This is a genomic window from Vibrio sp. D54, from assembly GCF_021728075.1.
In the GTDB taxonomy this organism is placed as follows: domain Bacteria; phylum Pseudomonadota; class Gammaproteobacteria; order Enterobacterales; family Vibrionaceae; genus Vibrio; species Vibrio alginolyticus.
Genome location: NZ_JAKKCS010000002.1, coordinates 167,131 through 181,399, shown reverse-complemented (window position 1 = coordinate 181,399; position 14,269 = coordinate 167,131). Strand labels below are relative to the sequence as shown.

The window sequence follows — 14,269 nt, the reverse complement described above, 5'->3', positions numbered from 1 at the left end:
GCAGCACTTCAAATCAGTGCTGCTATCAGAGATTAATTGACGGGATACACCACTTCAAAACGCTCTAAAACCAGCGTACGTTTCTCATGCCAATCGATGTTCAACTCATCGCATTCAGCTTTAAAAAATGCAGTATGAGCATCACGCCACCAGTTTAAGGTTCTATCACCTTCGCCTTCTGCGTAGGCAAACTCTGCGGTTACATTCTCATATTTGCATGTACTTACGTCAGTAATTCGTATCACGCAAACCGGGTCCCCATCCCAATTCGTCACTACTTGTAAATGACCGACTTGGGGCATGGTTTCACCATGCTCTCGATACCAAAGCTCCAAACTGCACGATGCAGTTTTCTGTCCAATACGAACCAAGTCTGCGCATACATTCGCGTTGTATTCATCGGCACAATAATAGTCAGCACTGACTGATGGTACAGCTTCCCTTTGTTCTGGTGATAATAATTCTAGGAATTGTTCTAAGTAATCCTTAGCTCGCGCGTCCATGCTCACTCCATTAATCATAAATTCGCAAGGAGGATAAAAGATACCACAACAAATAACCACCAGGAACAAACTGAAAAACAACAAGAATATGACTTCTACGTAGACGACTGTTATTTCTTTTGTAATAACTTTGCTAAACGTTTGTGCTATTTGCTATTGTTGCATGGTCTATCTGTACTCTTCTCGTGAAAGGACGTTATATGCGCTTATTTATTGGTATTTTTTTCTCGCTGATACTTGCCTTGCCAACAATGGCATCGGAGGAAAAGTATTCAGAATCGGATCTGTTAGATAGACCATTAATGGAACGCTATATTTTAGATGAACTAAAAGCGCTGCGTCAGGACTATCAAAGCCTAGAAAAGCGAATGATCACAGAGATCACCGATCGCGAGCTAACAGTCGCAGATAAATCGTTGAACTATGCCAACGTGACCGTTACATACTTCTTCTACATCATTGCTGGTGTCGCATCGCTGATTGCCTTTGTCGGATGGCAATCTCTGCGCGAGTTTAAACACAACACCAAAGAGATGGCTGATAAACGATTGGAGAAGATCGCCCAAGAATACGAGAAAAAGTTTGTCGCCCTTGAGCGAGATTTAAAACGCAAAACTCGCATTATCAGTGAAAACAACAAAGAGATTGAGAAAATCAACGAGATCCATAACTTATGGCTACGTGCACAAAGCTCTCAAACTCCAGAACAACGTATTGAAATCTATGATGAAATCTTATTAATTCGTCCAGGTGATTTAGAAGCGTTGACTTACAAAGCCGACGCAGCGATGGAAATCAACGAATACCATTGGGCACTTAGCATTTGTAACCGCGTACTTGAAGTCGATTACACCAACGGCCCTGCACTGTATCAACGCGCGTGTGCATACTCTCGCCTTGGTATCGAAGAGCAAGCTATTGAAGACTTGGAACGCGCAATTGAATACAGCCCATCCATTCGTGATTTACTTGCCGAAGAACGAGACCTCGAATTGCTGCACGGTAATGAGCGTTTTGAAAAGCTCTTACATCTAGCAAGCGAATAATGGAATAAACAGCATGAGCAGCCACTTTAATCTAGAAGACGCTAGCCAAGTATTGGTTGGCGCTTTTGCCCTAGCAGTCCCGATCTCATTTTCGGAGGAAGCGTGGCGATTGGGTGAGAGCCTACCAATGGCAAACTTGCTCATGCTGTTAAGTCTTTCTGTCATTTTCCTCAGTTTTTTCGCGTATCAAAGCGTGTTTCAAAGCCACATCAAGAATCGCGTATCCATCTTTATTTTTCGTGTGGTTATCGCGTACCTCATTGCGGCCGTTGTGGTAGCGTTAGTTCTTTTCTGTCTTGATAAACTGCCACTCATGAATGAGCCTTTGATTGCGATAAAACGCGTTATCGTCATCACAATGCCTGCTTCGATGGGCGCGATCGTAGTCGACAGTTTCGACAAAGAATAGAGATAATCGCTACTCTTCTTCTAACGTTAAGTTCGACCCCGAGTGGTCTTTCCCTAATACATCTTCTGGGTTTCGCAGTGCACAGGTTTCTAACGACAAGCACCCGCAGCCAATGCATCCGCCTAAATCGTTTTGCAACGCTTTAAGTTTTTGAATCTTTTGTTCTAACTGTTCATGCCAATGGCTTGCCATTTCTTCCCATTGCGCTTTGTTAGGGGCTTGGTGTTTCGGCAGTTCATCTAACGCATGTTTAATTTCTTCTAACGACAACCCAACTTGCTGCGCTGCTTTGATCACCGCAACACGGCGCAACACACTGCGATGGTAGCGACGCTGATTACCTTGATTTCTCCAACTCGAAATCAGCCCTTTTTGCTCGTAAAAGTGTAGGGCAGATACTTTCACTCCAGAACGTTTTGCCACTTCTCCTACGCTGATTTCCATCCTTGACTCCCTGTGTATCAATTTTGTTAAAAAAATGCTTTACCTCAAGTTTACTTGAGGTTTTAAAGTTGCACCATCTTAATTAACGCTAAACCCCGGCGATCTCAAGATAATGTGTTCAGCGCGAACGACTTGGTTGTTAAACACAAGACAGTTGGACATCAACCTTTTGAAATCCATCGGGAGTTAGAGGCAAACATAATGAAAAATAAAACTCAGCCGTACTTAGCTGGCCGCTTCTTCGACAGTATCTCCTCTGGCTTGTTCATGATGGCACTGCCATGGGTCATGCTTTCCGAACCTAACATGGGTACATTCGTCGCTTTAGTTTCTCTGAGCTGCACCGCGATTGCTTTTCTAGCAACACCTTTCTTTTCCACTTTAATTGACCGACATTCACGCAAAGTACTACTCGTGCTCAATCAATGGATTCAATCGGGTATGGCTTTGGTGGTGTTCATTGCTTATTGGTTAGGGTTTGAGTCACACTGGTTGCTGGCTTTTGCGCAATTGGTGTATTGGGTTTCGAGTAATTTTGCATGGACGACCAACAATGCCTTCACCCAAGAAAATTATCAGCACCATGAGTATGCGAAAATTTCGGGTCAGCAAGAAATTGTAATGCAATCCACGACCCTCGGAGCTGGCGCGTTGGGTATTGTTTTGCTTGAAATGTGGGGTATGAAAGAGTTTGCTTTGTTTGCGGCCAGCGCCTCTGCGTTAGCAGCGATGTTCTATATTCTGACGCCTTATACCCAACAATTAAGGGCATCAAAATCCGTTGCTTTCATCGCGCAACTCAAAGAGAGCAAACAAATATTCCGTCTCGAACCCCGATTTTATGGCTTTATTCTGCTCTCTTGCCTCTCTTATCCTGCATTGACGTATTTGAGCAAACTGGTGCCGATTTGGTTTTCTGAACAAGGCATCTCTGGCGATTGGTTTGCAGGGTTCAACATCAGTTTTGGCCTCGGCTCGTTGCTAACCGGCTTTATTGTCACCAAAGTGCTAAGCCGTGCCTCCCATAGCCACATTATGTTCGCTTCGATGGTTATGGTCTCTTTTGCGCTTATCGGGATGAGTTTTACGATGAGCCCGCTGACCATCTTATTGTTTACGGCGCTGTTTGGCGTATTTAACGCGCTAAATCGCATTGCGAGAGTCAACTGGATGCATCACACCGTAGCGGTTCATCAACGAGGTCGCGTCGATGGCGGCATCAGCATGTTTGCCACCACCATTCAATCTCTCAGTTACGTCCTGATTGCAATATTGAGTCATTACGAACTAACACAATACGGTTTTGCAATCGCGGCTGCTGTCATGGTGTTAGCAGTGATTTTGATGGGATTACTCAGTCGAGACGTCGAGCCGTTTAACGACCTACCCCTTCATGCAGCAGCAAAGTGAAGCATAGAAATTGAGAAGTTGAGAAATTGAAAAAGCGAGATAGGAAGGCAACCAACATCGTCTTCCTATTTTTTACGCCAGCACTTTTACCTCTATCGCTTATCAGCAAGGTTGGGTATTCTGAGGTGACCAACATGAGCAGAGGGAAATCGCAGTGAACTTAAGGCAATTAGAAGTCTTTTACGCCATTATGCAAGCAGGAACGGTGTCAGGCGCGGCTCGCTTACTGCACGTTTCCCAACCTAATGTCACTCGAGTTCTCGCCCATACAGAACAACAACTGAGCTTCGCTTTATTTGAGCGTGTAAAGGGCCGTCTCGTTCCAACTCAAGAAGCCAAAGCCTTATTGCCAGAGGCTGAAAAAGTCTATCAACAACTCGGACAATTTCGCTCTCTGACCAACAAAGTCAAACAGGGAACTCAACATTTACGAGTCGGTGCTCCGCCTGTTTTGGCCGCACACTTGTTAGCGCCGACTGTCGCGTTGCTGTCGAAAGAGCACGGCATCTCCTTTGAGCTCTCAACGGCTAATCGCGATGAGCTGTGCTCAGGTTTACTGAAACATGAACTGGATGTCGCCATTGCGTTCGGTGAAGAAACGCCACCAGCGATCATGGGACACATGTTATTAAAAGAAAACTTGGCGCTAATTGCCCCTAAAAGCGCAGCGATACCCACAGAAAAAACCGTCACTTTAGAAGAACTCATCAGTCACGATTTACCCATTATCGGTTTAGATAGCCGAGACCCTCTGGGCTTGCTGTTACATCAAACCTTGTCAGCGCGTGACGAGCATTATCAACATGCCATTACCGTCCGCAGCTACTCCGCGGCGGCTGAACTGGTGAAAAACGAAGCAGGATTCGCGATTGTAGACCCTTGGACTGCAAAACAATATCGCCAAGATAATGCCGTTTCCGTGCATGCTTTGGAGCCAAATATGTCCTTCTCCGTCTCTATTTTATTCGCAGAGCACACACCTCAATCCATTGCGACAAAGCAATTTATCACCGCCCTAAAACAACAGATGGGTTAAAGGTATAACCTGAAGTTATACCTGCCTAACAAATAAGCATTCGGTTTCCTAAATCAGTCTGGCTACATTAATGAGCAATAACGATGACGAAGGGAACCATCATGCAAATTGCTCAACCTTACCTACTCTTTCTTGGCGATGTAACCGATCCACTCGCAGCAAAAACCGCGCGTGGCATATACCAATGGCGACCTGAGATTTGTCTTGGCCAAATCCGCCTGACGCCAGAAACCGTATCGCTTGGTTTAACCGACATGACACTACAACAAGCGCAGCAGCAAGGAGCAAAAACGCTGGTGCTCGGCACGGCAAATCCAGGAGGCGTCATTCCCGAAGCTTGGCAAGCAACCTTACTTGAAGCGGCAGAGATGGGATTTGAAATTGCATCGGGCATGCACCAACGTTTGGCGGAACTTTCTCCTCTTGCCGATCTAGAACAACGCGGATTAACCAAACTGTATGATGTTCGCCATTATGATGCCCCGCTCAAGGTCGGCAATGGCAAAGCTCGCGCAGGCAAGCGAGTACTTACTGTAGGAACAGATTGCTCCGTTGGCAAAATGTACTCTGCCCTTGCCATTGAGCATGCATTGAAGCGTAAAAACTGTCGTGCAGAGTTCAAAGCAACGGGTCAAACCGGAATTCTCATCGCAGGCAGTGGCATTTCGATTGATGCTGTAGTTGCCGATTTTATCTCCGGCGCAGTAGAAGCGATCAGCCCTGAGTTCACCGATCACGATTGGGACATCATCGAAGGGCAAGGTTCATTGTTTAACCCTTCGTTTGCTGGCGTAAGTTTGGGCTTACTTCACGGCGCACAAGCGGACGCTCTGGTACTGTGCCATGAGATTGGTCGCCCGCACATTCGCAACTTACCACATGTGAGCTTGCCAACCATTGAACAAACGATAGAAGCGAATCTGGCCGCTGCTCGCCTAACAAATCCAAACGCTCAATTAGTGGGTATTTGCTTAAACACTTCGGCGCTCAGCGAAGAAGATGCAGCCCAGTTATGCCAGGATTGGAGCGACAAATACCAAGTGCCCGTCACCGACCCTGTACGTTTTGGCGTTGATGCGGTTGCAGATAAGCTCCTTACGATTTAAGAAACATTTACGGTTTAGAAAATAACTGTGGTTTAGGGAAAACTAGTGAGATGAAAATTCATGTAGAACCTGTCACGCTTGCCATGGCGACACCATTTCGCATCTCTCGCGGCAGTCGGACAGAGTGCCACGTAGTCCGAGTGACAATTGAACATCGAGGCATGACCGCCCAAGGTGAATGCACGCCATACCCTCGTTATGGTGAATCGGTTGAATCGGTGATTAAGGCGATTTCTCACGCCGCACATGAACTGCAAAGTTTGTATGCCAAAGGCGAAGCTGATGTCATGGTTCTCAAAAGCCAGCTTCAATCGTTATTGCCCGCGGGGGCGGCAAGAAATGCATTGGATTGCGCCCTTTGGCATCTTCACGCGCTTTTGAGCCACAAGCAACAGGTTCACGACCTCTTTACGTTACCAGAGGCGATTGTGACGGCGATGACGGTTTCTATCGACACGCCGCAAGCGATGGCAAAACAGGCACAAGCTTACCTTAGCCAAGGCGCAAAACTGCTTAAGGTAAAACTGGATGGTGAACACGTGCTTGAGCGCGTTGCAGCAGTACGCGATGCTGCGCCGCACGCGCAAATTGTTTTAGATGCGAATGAAGCGTGGCAAGGCCTCGACCTCGCGACGGTATTTGCTCAACTCGAACCGTTTAATATCACCATGATCGAGCAACCGTTGCCACAAGACTGCGACGACGTACTCGCCAGCATTCCACACCCCATTCCACTTTGCGCCGATGAAAGTTGTCACACCAGAGAGCAATTGCATCAACTGCTTGGCAAATACGAGATGGTGAACATTAAGCTAGATAAAACTGGCGGGCTCACTGAAGCACTATTATTAGCCGACGACGCCCAAAAACTCGGTTTTAGCCTCATGTCCGGTTGTATGTTGGGGACGTCGCTGGCGATGCGAGCCGCGTTACCCATTGCTGCTCAGGCGAGCGTTGTCGATCTTGATGGCCCGGTGTTACTAGGACAAGATGTAACGCCAAGCTTGGTTTATCGCGACGGCGAAATCGTTCTTTCCAAATAGCCTAAACAATCCAGAGGTTTTACTCCAAAAGTCAGAACCTCTGAGTTTATGATCTCGATAAAAAAACAATCAGCCCCATCATGAAATAAGTCACATAAATTATATGGTTATTGAGGCATGCTAAGATTCCAGTAGTCCAAGAAGGTGATCTTATGCATCGAGTCATCCGGAAAATGACGTGGAAAACGAATAGGCGGTAATCCCGCCCTACTCCAATGCAGTGCGTGGGTTTCTATAACAACCCACTTCCTAGCAATTCGTAGGTTTTTCACGCCATCTTGCAAGGAGGCTCTATGCCTATCAATAAAATACGCAATATCGCTTTTGTCGGTCAAACCGGGACCGGTAAAACCACACTGATAGAAAAACTGCTCTTCACCTGCGATGCCACCCACCATTTAGGCAGCGTAGAAAAAGGCGATACTGTTACCGACTTCGACCCTCAATCCATCCAATATCAACACAGTATTGAAGCAACGCCAGTCGCACTGCGCTGGAATAAACACCGGCTCAATATCATCGACACTCCGGGACAAAACGAGTTACTTGGCCGTACTATCAGCGTTTTTCCTGCCGTTGAAACATCCGCCCTTGTCATCGACCCTCAAACACCGCTTAACCAAACTTCCGATCGCTTATTCACCTTTGCAAAAGAGCAGCAAAAATGTCAGATGATCATCATCAATAAGCTCGATAACCACGGTAATCAGTTAGAGAGATTGATGGAGAACATCGTTGAGCATTTTGGTGACCACTGCTTGCCGATCAACTTACCTTCGGCTGACGGGGAATCTGTAGTTGACTGCTATTTCGAACCAGAATTGGGACGAGAAACCTTACTTGCAACGGTAGATGAAGCTCATGAGACCTTAATTGACCAAGTCATCGAAGTCGATGAAGAACTGATGGAACTGTATCTGGAACAAGGCTCCGAACTCACCGCAGAGCAACTGCATGATCCGTTTGAAGAAGCACTGAGAACTGGACATGTGATTCCGGTCTGTTTTGTCTCAGCACAAACCGGCGCGGGCGTCGAGTTGCTGCTGCGCACCTTGGCGGAGATCATGCCCATGCCAAACGAGGGTAACCCTCCTCTACTGGAAAAGAACGGCAAAAAAATCAAAGTAAATTGCGAAACCTTAGAGCACACCGTCGCACACGTGTACAAAGTCAGCGTCGACCCATATATGGGAAAACTTGCCTACTTACGTGTGTATCAGGGTGAAATCAATGCGGGCAGCCAGCTTTATATCGGCGAAAGCAACAAGGCATTTAAAGTTGGGCACTTATATCAACTGCAGGGCAAAGATAGAACCGAGATCCCTCGCGCGCTTGCAGGCGACTTCTGCGTTTTAGCCAAAGTGGATGATCTCGAATTCGATTCAATCGTTCATGACTCTCACGAAGAAGATGGTGTTCAACTCAAAACGTTGGATCTTCCTGACTCCATGTATTCTTTGTGCTTGAAACCTCTTAAGCGTGGAGATGAGCAAAAATTAGGAGATGTGCTGAATAAAATTGCCAGTGAAGATCCTTCGCTGCGCATCGAACATCGCGCTCGCACCAACGAAACCATCATCAGCGGCCAAGGGGAGTTTCACCTCAAAGTCGCATTAGAAAAGATGGCGAACGTGTACAAACTGGACGTCGAAACCTGCCAACCAAGCGTCGAATACTTTGAAACCATCACCAAACCTGCCGAAGGGCATTATCGACACAAAAAACAAAGTGGCGGTGCAGGCCAGTTTGGTGAAGTGCAATTGAAGGTTCGTCCACTCGAACGTGGTGCCGGATTTAAGTTCATCAACAAAGTGGTGGGTGGCGCCATCCCAACCGCGCTCATTCCTGCTGTTGAAAAAGGTATTTTGCAAGCGTTAGAGGAAGGCGCGATTTCTGGCAACCCAATTAAGGATGTGGAAGTCACCGTTTATGACGGTAAATATCACTCCGTCGATTCAAAAGAAATTGCGTTTGTCATCGCAGGTAAGAAAGCCTTTTTAGATGCGATTAACAACGCCGATCCTATTGTGCTAGAACCCATTGTCCAGATGGAACTGCACATCCCAACCGCGAATGTTGGCGATGTTTCTGGTGATTTATCTGGCAACCGAGGCTTAATCGAAGGCTCCGAGCCAATCGACAGCAGCTTCACCTTACTCAGAGCCAAGTCACCTGTAAACGAGCTGCAAGATTACGCTCGTCGATTACGCTCTATCACTGGTGGTGAAGGCAGCTTTAGTATGACCTTAAGCCATTACGAGCCTGCGCCACCAGCAGTGCAAAAACAGGTCTGCCAAGGCAGTACACAACAAGGTTAATTCCCTAAGATTCAAATCAATCACATAAACAAAAAAGCGCCCTCATTTTGAAGGCGCTTTTAGGTAAAAGAAAAATTATTTATCGAGAGACAAACCTATCTGACTGATTTTGCTTTCAAACTCTTCGATGCTGTTCGCTTTGTAAGTCGGAGCACCGTTAAAGTAGCGCGGTTTCTCTGGCAGCATCGCATTTTTCAGCTCTTGTTCTTGATCGATATTGTCATGGTAAACCGTTACACGATTTGGAATATCCTGCTTCATTACAGCCATTTTGGTTCTCCTTTATTAAGACGAATAGTAAGCGTAGAACGAATTTATCGGAGTACAGGCGAGACTGTGTAAAATTTAGACACTCACAGCAAAATCATATTTAAACGGTTGCATTTAATATTTTTGAGGCACTTTGTCGTGGCTATTGGCAAAAGTGAGTGCAGCGATTAAGGTGAGCTCTCTCTACATGAAGACAGGAAGTCCGGTGTCGCAACAAGAACTCAATCAAATGGGCAGTGCCAAAGTTTTTCTCATCGAAAAAGATGGCGTCCAAGTAATAGAAAAACGTAACCCTACTCAAATAGAAGTGGCGTTTTATCAACGCTATGCCGAGCAGTTTAACGCACTTGGAATACACGTACCGCGCTTGATTCAACTCGACGACCAGAAAAACGTTCTGCACATTGAATACGTTCCCCACGCAGTCGAGCAAGCATTCTTACTTGAAGATGATCGAGTCATTGAACAACTCGTCAAACTGCACCGACTTCCACCAACATCAGATGGTATTTATCACCGCCATCAGTGGACACCACAAACGACTCAACAAGCACTCACTACACTTAAACTGGGCTCAGAGACAGAACAGTTCCTCCACCAGCTACAACAACGATCGGCGCACCTTTTTGATAGGCAGAACTTGATCTCCGGAGACACCAATGCAGGAAACTGGGGACAGCGCGAAAATGGCGAGCTGGTACTGTTCGACTGGGAGCGCTTTTCTACAGGGCATGTCGCGATAGATTTAGCGCCGCTCATCGAGGGCATGGGCACATTTGATGATTACTTGAACGTAGCAGGCAAGTATATAGAGTGCGCAGAGAAAGGTGAAACAACAGAATTGGCGCGCAATATCGGACTAGCAAAAGCGTGGATCGTTGTCGAGGTAGTCAACATACTGGTCTCCAGAGATAATCCGCAGACCAGCAAATATTTGGACTGGTTTCGGCAAACCTTGCCGCAATGGGCCAAAAGCCTTAGCGCTCAGGTGATGAGTTAGGCTCTGAGATTTGATATAAACGCCTTTCAGATTCTACGCATGAGGTTTCACAATTGCACACCTTGTCAACGCCGACATTATTCAAACCACCACAACTCCCTTGAATGCGCTTGTTGTGAAAAATGACGCCAAGTGACATCAACAAAATGATTGCGAGAAAACCAAGAAAGGTAAGTAACCAAACCATATTAACCTGCCTTATTAGCCATCGACTCTAGCTTAAGTATAGCAGGGCTAGATGTCGCTTTGAGTAGCGCTTTAGGTCTTGCCAACAAGGAGGGTTTTGATTTTTGGCCACCACAACCACAGGAGCCGCAGCCGCCTTTTTGTTTGTGAACACTTTTCTTATGATTGTTTGATGGACGTCCTTGAGAGGGCTCAATCAAAGGCTCTCTTGGAACCGCAAGCACATCTTCTAATGAACTACGAGTAGACAGCCTAAATACTGGCGTGCCACTGCTAAGTAGCTTTGCCAATACGCGTTCACCAATATTTCGCACAAGAACAGCATCCACATTGTACCCTTGTAGAGACTGGATCAACTGAGACTTCGCATTACAACCCGCTTGTGGCATAGAAGCAATGTTCGCTAAGTTTTTTAGCATACCGTCAGTATCAGAATAAATAGCGATGTATGGTGCTTTTACAAAGTGGTTTGCCACCCGCTCACCATCATTAGGAATAGCATAAATCATAAGTTTGACTCCTCATTCGGAAAAACTAATGCATGACCTTCAACTAAACTTTTTGCGACTTTCAATCTTGCACTTTTTACTGTGTTACCAAAAGTTTGTCTAGAAACGCCCATCTGCTCCGCAGCTTGCTGCTGGCTAAGCCCCTCTAAGTCGGCTAAACGTAGCGCTTCTAACTCTTCTGGTAATATGGCGACTTGCTCCAACTGATTAAATGGAATGCCATTGGGCTTAAAGCAATGGTGAGCCGCACGTCCGCATATTCGTCTTTCTATCTTTGGTCTTGCCATCATTGTCCCTCAAAAACACAGAGTCAAATTACGCCTTAAACTGGCATATGCCAATAACATTTTTAGCATATGCCAATAAACTAAGTTTGCAAAAATCAACACGACAAATACGTAATACATCAGCATTAATTAGACATCTAATAATTTAGGAATTTTGATGACAAACGAACAAAAAGATCAATTCTAATTAACCGGATAATAAAAACGTTAGTTTGCGCAGATTTTTCATACAAATACACGCTAATGTGTTCATTTTATTGAAGAAGAAAAACTATAATCCAAGCAAATCATTAGTTTGAACACTAATGATTGTTTTATTTAAAAGGATGTATACCTAAGAAACGAAAAAGAGAAGTTTGACGACATTGGCCTGAGCTTAAAGGGTAATACTTTCGATACAGAACCTGTCGAACGAACATTACTTGGCCTAGGTGCCCTACTCTTCTTGCCAAATTAAGTTTCTTGAGAGCGCTTAGGTATATCAGAAAAAGGAAGTACATATGTCTGACTCAAATTGGCTCAGCGAATTCCCGGAAATGGATGCCTCTGATCTCAGGGCGATTCGCAAAACACTCGACGGCGCCTATAGAGATTTCTCTCGCGAGTATGGTGAACTCATTGAGTCTCTGTTTGATCCGCTCCTTGCGTTTCTTGTCTGGTTTGAAAAACTTCTGATTTCTACACCTTGGTTCATTATTTTAGGTGTCTGCACCACTCTCGTTTATGCCGCCAGCCGCTCTTGGAAACTGGCCGCTGCATGTTTTGGTTCGCTGATTCTGATTGGCTATTTTGGAATGTGGGAAGACACTATGCGCACGCTCAGTATCATCACTGTATGTACTATGCTTGCCATCGCACTTGGTATCCCTATCGGCATCGCTATGGCGCGCTCTAATCGCATTCAGTCGGTGGTAACACCATTACTCGACGTCATGCAAACCATGCCGGCATTTGTGTATCTCATTCCAGTTGTGATGTTATTGGGCATCGGGAAAATTCCTGGCCTTATTGCAGTAGTGATCTACGCGATTCCACCGGTTATTCGTTTAACCAATTTGGGCATTCGTCTAGTTGATAAAGAAGTATTGGAAGCCGCAACCGCATTTGGTGCCAGCACTCGGCAACGGCTTTTTGGGGTTCAGCTTCCGCTTGCAATGCCAACCATCATGGCGGGAATTAACCAAACGATCATGATGGCACTGTCAATGGTGGTCATCGCATCAATGATTGGGGTAAAAGGTTTAGGTCAGCCTGTTCTAAAGTCTATTACCAATCAATATTTCACTCTTGGTCTTCTCAATGGTTTAGCAATTGTCGCCCTAGCAATCCTTTTTGATCGTGCTTCACAAGCGTATGCGAAACGCACTCAAGCTCATTTAGGAGACTCAAAACATGACTAGTCCACTTATCGAAATCAGCGGTCTGTATAAAATCTTCGGTACCAGACCCAATAGCGTGATTGAGCGCGTTAAGTTGGGACATAGTAAAGAGCAGGTTTTAGCGGAAACGGGCCACACGGTCGGACTAAAAGACATCAACCTGCAAATTCAAAAGGGTGAAATTTTTGTCATTATGGGATTATCCGGTTCTGGAAAATCCACCATGATTCGCCACTTCAATCGATTAATCGATCCAACCATGGGGCAGATCTTGGTAGAAGGGGTGGATGTCATGCAACTTTCTAACAAAGAGCTTGAACAGTTTCGCCGTCACAAGATGTCTATGGTGTTCCAACGCTTTGGCTTGCTGCCTCATCGCACTGTTATCGACAACATCGCATATGGTTTGGAAGTTCAGGGAATGAATAAAGAGGCGCGCTTAGAAAAAGCAAATGAATGGTTAGAAACCGTTGGACTGACGGGCTATGAGCACCAGTATCCTGCTCAACTATCGGGTGGACAGCAACAGCGTGTGGGCCTTGCACGGGCACTAGCTACCGACGCCGAAATACTGTTGATGGACGAGGCTTTCTCGGCATTGGACCCTCTGATTCGGAGCGAAATGCAAGATCAGCTGGTAGAGCTGCAACAGAAGCTGCACAAAACCATTATTTTCATTACTCATGATTTAGATGAAGCGCTTCGACTTGGCGATCGCATCGCGATTCTTAAAGACGGTGAACTTGTCCAACAAGGTTCACCAGACGAAATCTTACTGCATCCTGCCGATGAGTACGTTGAAGCCTTTGTAAAAGACGTCAATAGAGCGCGAGCACTGACGGTCGAAACGCTGATGCAGCCACCTTCGTACTGTGTTAGCGCTGAAACCATTGAAGATGCACTGAGTGAAATGAAACGTGTTAAACGTGATTATGCCTACCATCAGACCAATGCAGGCTATCAAGGCGTGATAACACAGCAAGGATTGCTAAACGCAGCGAAGTTAACTCATATATCAGGTTGGCGTGATGATATCTATGAAGAGGTGCCTATCATCTCTCCACATTTAGCCATTGAGCAAGTGCTAACTGAAGTCATGTCATGTGAACATTCACTGCCCGTCATCGATGAGCACGGCCATTTGAAAGGCGAATTAAATCGTCAGGTTATTGCGGAGCTATTTTCTGATCAACGAAGCACAAAACGGGGCACTTCACGCTCAAGCTTCAATAACGTTTCTTAGATGATGTTGATAATACAGCTCACAACAATGTGGGCTGTTATCAATTAACTCGCTCACAATCCCCTTTTTTAGATATTTAT

Annotated in this window: 16 protein-coding genes; 10 read left to right on the top strand and 6 right to left on the bottom strand. The window is 45.8% G+C overall.

Annotated features, from left to right (window positions below):
- Positions 1–32 precede the first annotated feature (32 nt).
- Positions 33–503: an ASCH domain-containing protein gene (locus tag L3V37_RS03490; protein WP_017819794.1), complete on the bottom strand. Its 471-nt coding sequence runs from the start codon at positions 501–503 to the stop codon at positions 33–35.
- Positions 504–703: 200 nt separating this feature from the next.
- Between L3V37_RS03490 and L3V37_RS03485 the strand changes: the two genes are divergently transcribed.
- Both L3V37_RS03485 and L3V37_RS03480 read left to right on the top strand, forming a co-directional pair.
- A complete protein-coding gene (locus tag L3V37_RS03485) occupies positions 704–1,549 on the top strand; it encodes a tetratricopeptide repeat protein (RefSeq protein ID WP_005373890.1) in 846 nt (281 codons plus the stop codon).
- Between the two features lie 13 nt (positions 1,550–1,562).
- A complete protein-coding gene (locus L3V37_RS03480) occupies positions 1,563–1,958 on the top strand; it encodes a DUF2391 family protein (protein ID WP_237305845.1) in 396 nt (131 codons plus the stop codon).
- Between the two features lie 9 nt (positions 1,959–1,967).
- Here the strand turns inward: L3V37_RS03480 and soxR are convergent, their stop codons facing one another.
- On the bottom strand, positions 1,968–2,402 hold the full coding sequence (gene soxR / locus L3V37_RS03475) for a redox-sensitive transcriptional activator SoxR (RefSeq protein ID WP_005373898.1): 435 nt from the start codon (positions 2,400–2,402) through the stop codon (positions 1,968–1,970).
- Positions 2,403–2,603: 201 nt separating this feature from the next.
- On the opposite strand from soxR, the gene L3V37_RS03470 reads away from it, so the two are divergent.
- The 5 genes from L3V37_RS03470 to fusA all read left to right on the top strand — a co-directional run bounded on the left by L3V37_RS03470 (position 2,604) and on the right by fusA (position 9,315).
- Positions 2,604–3,812 carry an MFS transporter gene (locus tag L3V37_RS03470; RefSeq protein ID WP_237305844.1) on the top strand — a complete coding sequence of 403 codons (1,209 nt, stop codon included), beginning with the start codon at positions 2,604–2,606 and terminating at the stop codon, positions 3,810–3,812.
- A gap of 154 nt (positions 3,813–3,966) precedes the next feature.
- Positions 3,967–4,848: a LysR family transcriptional regulator gene (locus L3V37_RS03465; RefSeq protein ID WP_005373905.1), complete on the top strand. Its 882-nt coding sequence runs from the start codon at positions 3,967–3,969 to the stop codon at positions 4,846–4,848.
- A 101-nt stretch (positions 4,849–4,949) separates the two neighbouring features.
- A complete protein-coding gene (gene dgcN / locus L3V37_RS03460; protein ID WP_237305917.1) occupies positions 4,950–5,954 on the top strand; it encodes an N-acetyltransferase DgcN in 1,005 nt (334 codons plus the stop codon).
- 50 nt (positions 5,955–6,004) lie between these two features.
- Entirely contained in the window at positions 6,005–6,997 is a 993-nt protein-coding gene (dgcA, locus tag L3V37_RS03455) for an N-acetyl-D-Glu racemase DgcA (RefSeq protein ID WP_237305843.1), read from the top strand.
- A 293-nt stretch (positions 6,998–7,290) separates the two neighbouring features.
- Complete coding sequence (fusA, locus tag L3V37_RS03450; protein WP_005387204.1) at positions 7,291–9,315, top strand: elongation factor G; 2,025 nt, start codon at positions 7,291–7,293, stop codon at positions 9,313–9,315.
- Positions 9,316–9,390: 75 nt separating this feature from the next.
- Here the strand turns inward: fusA and L3V37_RS03445 are convergent, their stop codons facing one another.
- On the bottom strand, positions 9,391–9,585 hold the full coding sequence (locus L3V37_RS03445) for a hypothetical protein (protein ID WP_005373920.1): 195 nt from the start codon (positions 9,583–9,585) through the stop codon (positions 9,391–9,393).
- Positions 9,586–9,772: 187 nt separating this feature from the next.
- Between L3V37_RS03445 and L3V37_RS03440 the strand changes: the two genes are divergently transcribed.
- Complete coding sequence (locus L3V37_RS03440; protein WP_237305842.1) at positions 9,773–10,585, top strand: aminoglycoside phosphotransferase family protein; 813 nt, start codon at positions 9,773–9,775, stop codon at positions 10,583–10,585.
- Here L3V37_RS03440 and nqrM read toward each other — a convergent pair.
- From nqrM to L3V37_RS03425, 3 genes are read right to left on the bottom strand one after another with little or no spacing between them, the layout of a single operon-like run.
- Complete coding sequence (nqrM, locus tag L3V37_RS03435; RefSeq protein WP_237305841.1) at positions 10,563–10,772, bottom strand: (Na+)-NQR maturation NqrM; 210 nt, start codon at positions 10,770–10,772, stop codon at positions 10,563–10,565. The two genes, L3V37_RS03440 and nqrM, sit on opposite strands and share 23 nt — an antisense overlap.
- 1 nt (position 10,773) lies before the next feature.
- Positions 10,774–11,280 carry a NifB/NifX family molybdenum-iron cluster-binding protein gene (locus L3V37_RS03430; RefSeq protein ID WP_005387209.1) on the bottom strand — a complete coding sequence of 169 codons (507 nt, stop codon included), beginning with the start codon at positions 11,278–11,280 and terminating at the stop codon, positions 10,774–10,776.
- The gene (locus tag L3V37_RS03425; RefSeq protein ID WP_005373924.1) at positions 11,277–11,567 is read right to left on the bottom strand and encodes a DUF134 domain-containing protein; all 291 of its coding nucleotides are present in this window, start codon (positions 11,565–11,567) and stop codon (positions 11,277–11,279) included. The genes L3V37_RS03430 and L3V37_RS03425 overlap by 4 nt, the downstream gene beginning before the upstream one ends.
- Before the next feature lie 500 nt (positions 11,568–12,067).
- Between L3V37_RS03425 and L3V37_RS03420 the strand changes: the two genes are divergently transcribed.
- Positions 12,068–12,967: a proline/glycine betaine ABC transporter permease gene (locus L3V37_RS03420; RefSeq protein ID WP_005373926.1), complete on the top strand. Its 900-nt coding sequence runs from the start codon at positions 12,068–12,070 to the stop codon at positions 12,965–12,967.
- Entirely contained in the window at positions 12,960–14,189 is a 1,230-nt protein-coding gene (locus L3V37_RS03415) for a glycine betaine/L-proline ABC transporter ATP-binding protein (RefSeq protein ID WP_213911849.1), read from the top strand. Before L3V37_RS03420 ends, L3V37_RS03415 begins: the two co-directional genes overlap by 8 nt.
- Positions 14,190–14,269: the final 80 nt, after the last annotated feature.

Bases quoted from the DNA above. Each gene is read 5' to 3' on its own strand.
- nqrM (WP_237305841.1), bottom strand. From the start codon at position 10,772: ATGGTTTGGTTACTTACCTTTCTTGGTTTTCTCGCAATCATTTTGTTG.
- dgcN (WP_237305917.1), top strand. From the start codon at position 4,950: ATGCAAATTGCTCAACCTTACCTACTCTTTCTTGGCGATGTAACCGAT.
- L3V37_RS03485 (WP_005373890.1), top strand. From the start codon at position 704: ATGCGCTTATTTATTGGTATTTTTTTCTCGCTGATACTTGCCTTGCCA.
- L3V37_RS03440 (WP_237305842.1), top strand. From the start codon at position 9,773: ATGAAGACAGGAAGTCCGGTGTCGCAACAAGAACTCAATCAAATGGGC.
- L3V37_RS03490 (WP_017819794.1), bottom strand. From the start codon at position 503: ATGGACGCGCGAGCTAAGGATTACTTAGAACAATTCCTAGAATTATTA.
- L3V37_RS03425 (WP_005373924.1), bottom strand. From the start codon at position 11,567: ATGGCAAGACCAAAGATAGAAAGACGAATATGCGGACGTGCGGCTCAC.
- L3V37_RS03420 (WP_005373926.1), top strand. From the start codon at position 12,068: ATGTCTGACTCAAATTGGCTCAGCGAATTCCCGGAAATGGATGCCTCT.
- L3V37_RS03430 (WP_005387209.1), bottom strand. From the start codon at position 11,280: ATGATTTATGCTATTCCTAATGATGGTGAGCGGGTGGCAAACCACTTT.
- L3V37_RS03470 (WP_237305844.1), top strand. From the start codon at position 2,604: ATGAAAAATAAAACTCAGCCGTACTTAGCTGGCCGCTTCTTCGACAGT.
- dgcA (WP_237305843.1), top strand. From the start codon at position 6,005: ATGAAAATTCATGTAGAACCTGTCACGCTTGCCATGGCGACACCATTT.
- L3V37_RS03445 (WP_005373920.1), bottom strand. From the start codon at position 9,585: ATGGCTGTAATGAAGCAGGATATTCCAAATCGTGTAACGGTTTACCAT.
- soxR (WP_005373898.1), bottom strand. From the start codon at position 2,402: ATGGAAATCAGCGTAGGAGAAGTGGCAAAACGTTCTGGAGTGAAAGTA.
- L3V37_RS03415 (WP_213911849.1), top strand. From the start codon at position 12,960: ATGACTAGTCCACTTATCGAAATCAGCGGTCTGTATAAAATCTTCGGT.
- fusA (WP_005387204.1), top strand. From the start codon at position 7,291: ATGCCTATCAATAAAATACGCAATATCGCTTTTGTCGGTCAAACCGGG.
- L3V37_RS03480 (WP_237305845.1), top strand. From the start codon at position 1,563: ATGAGCAGCCACTTTAATCTAGAAGACGCTAGCCAAGTATTGGTTGGC.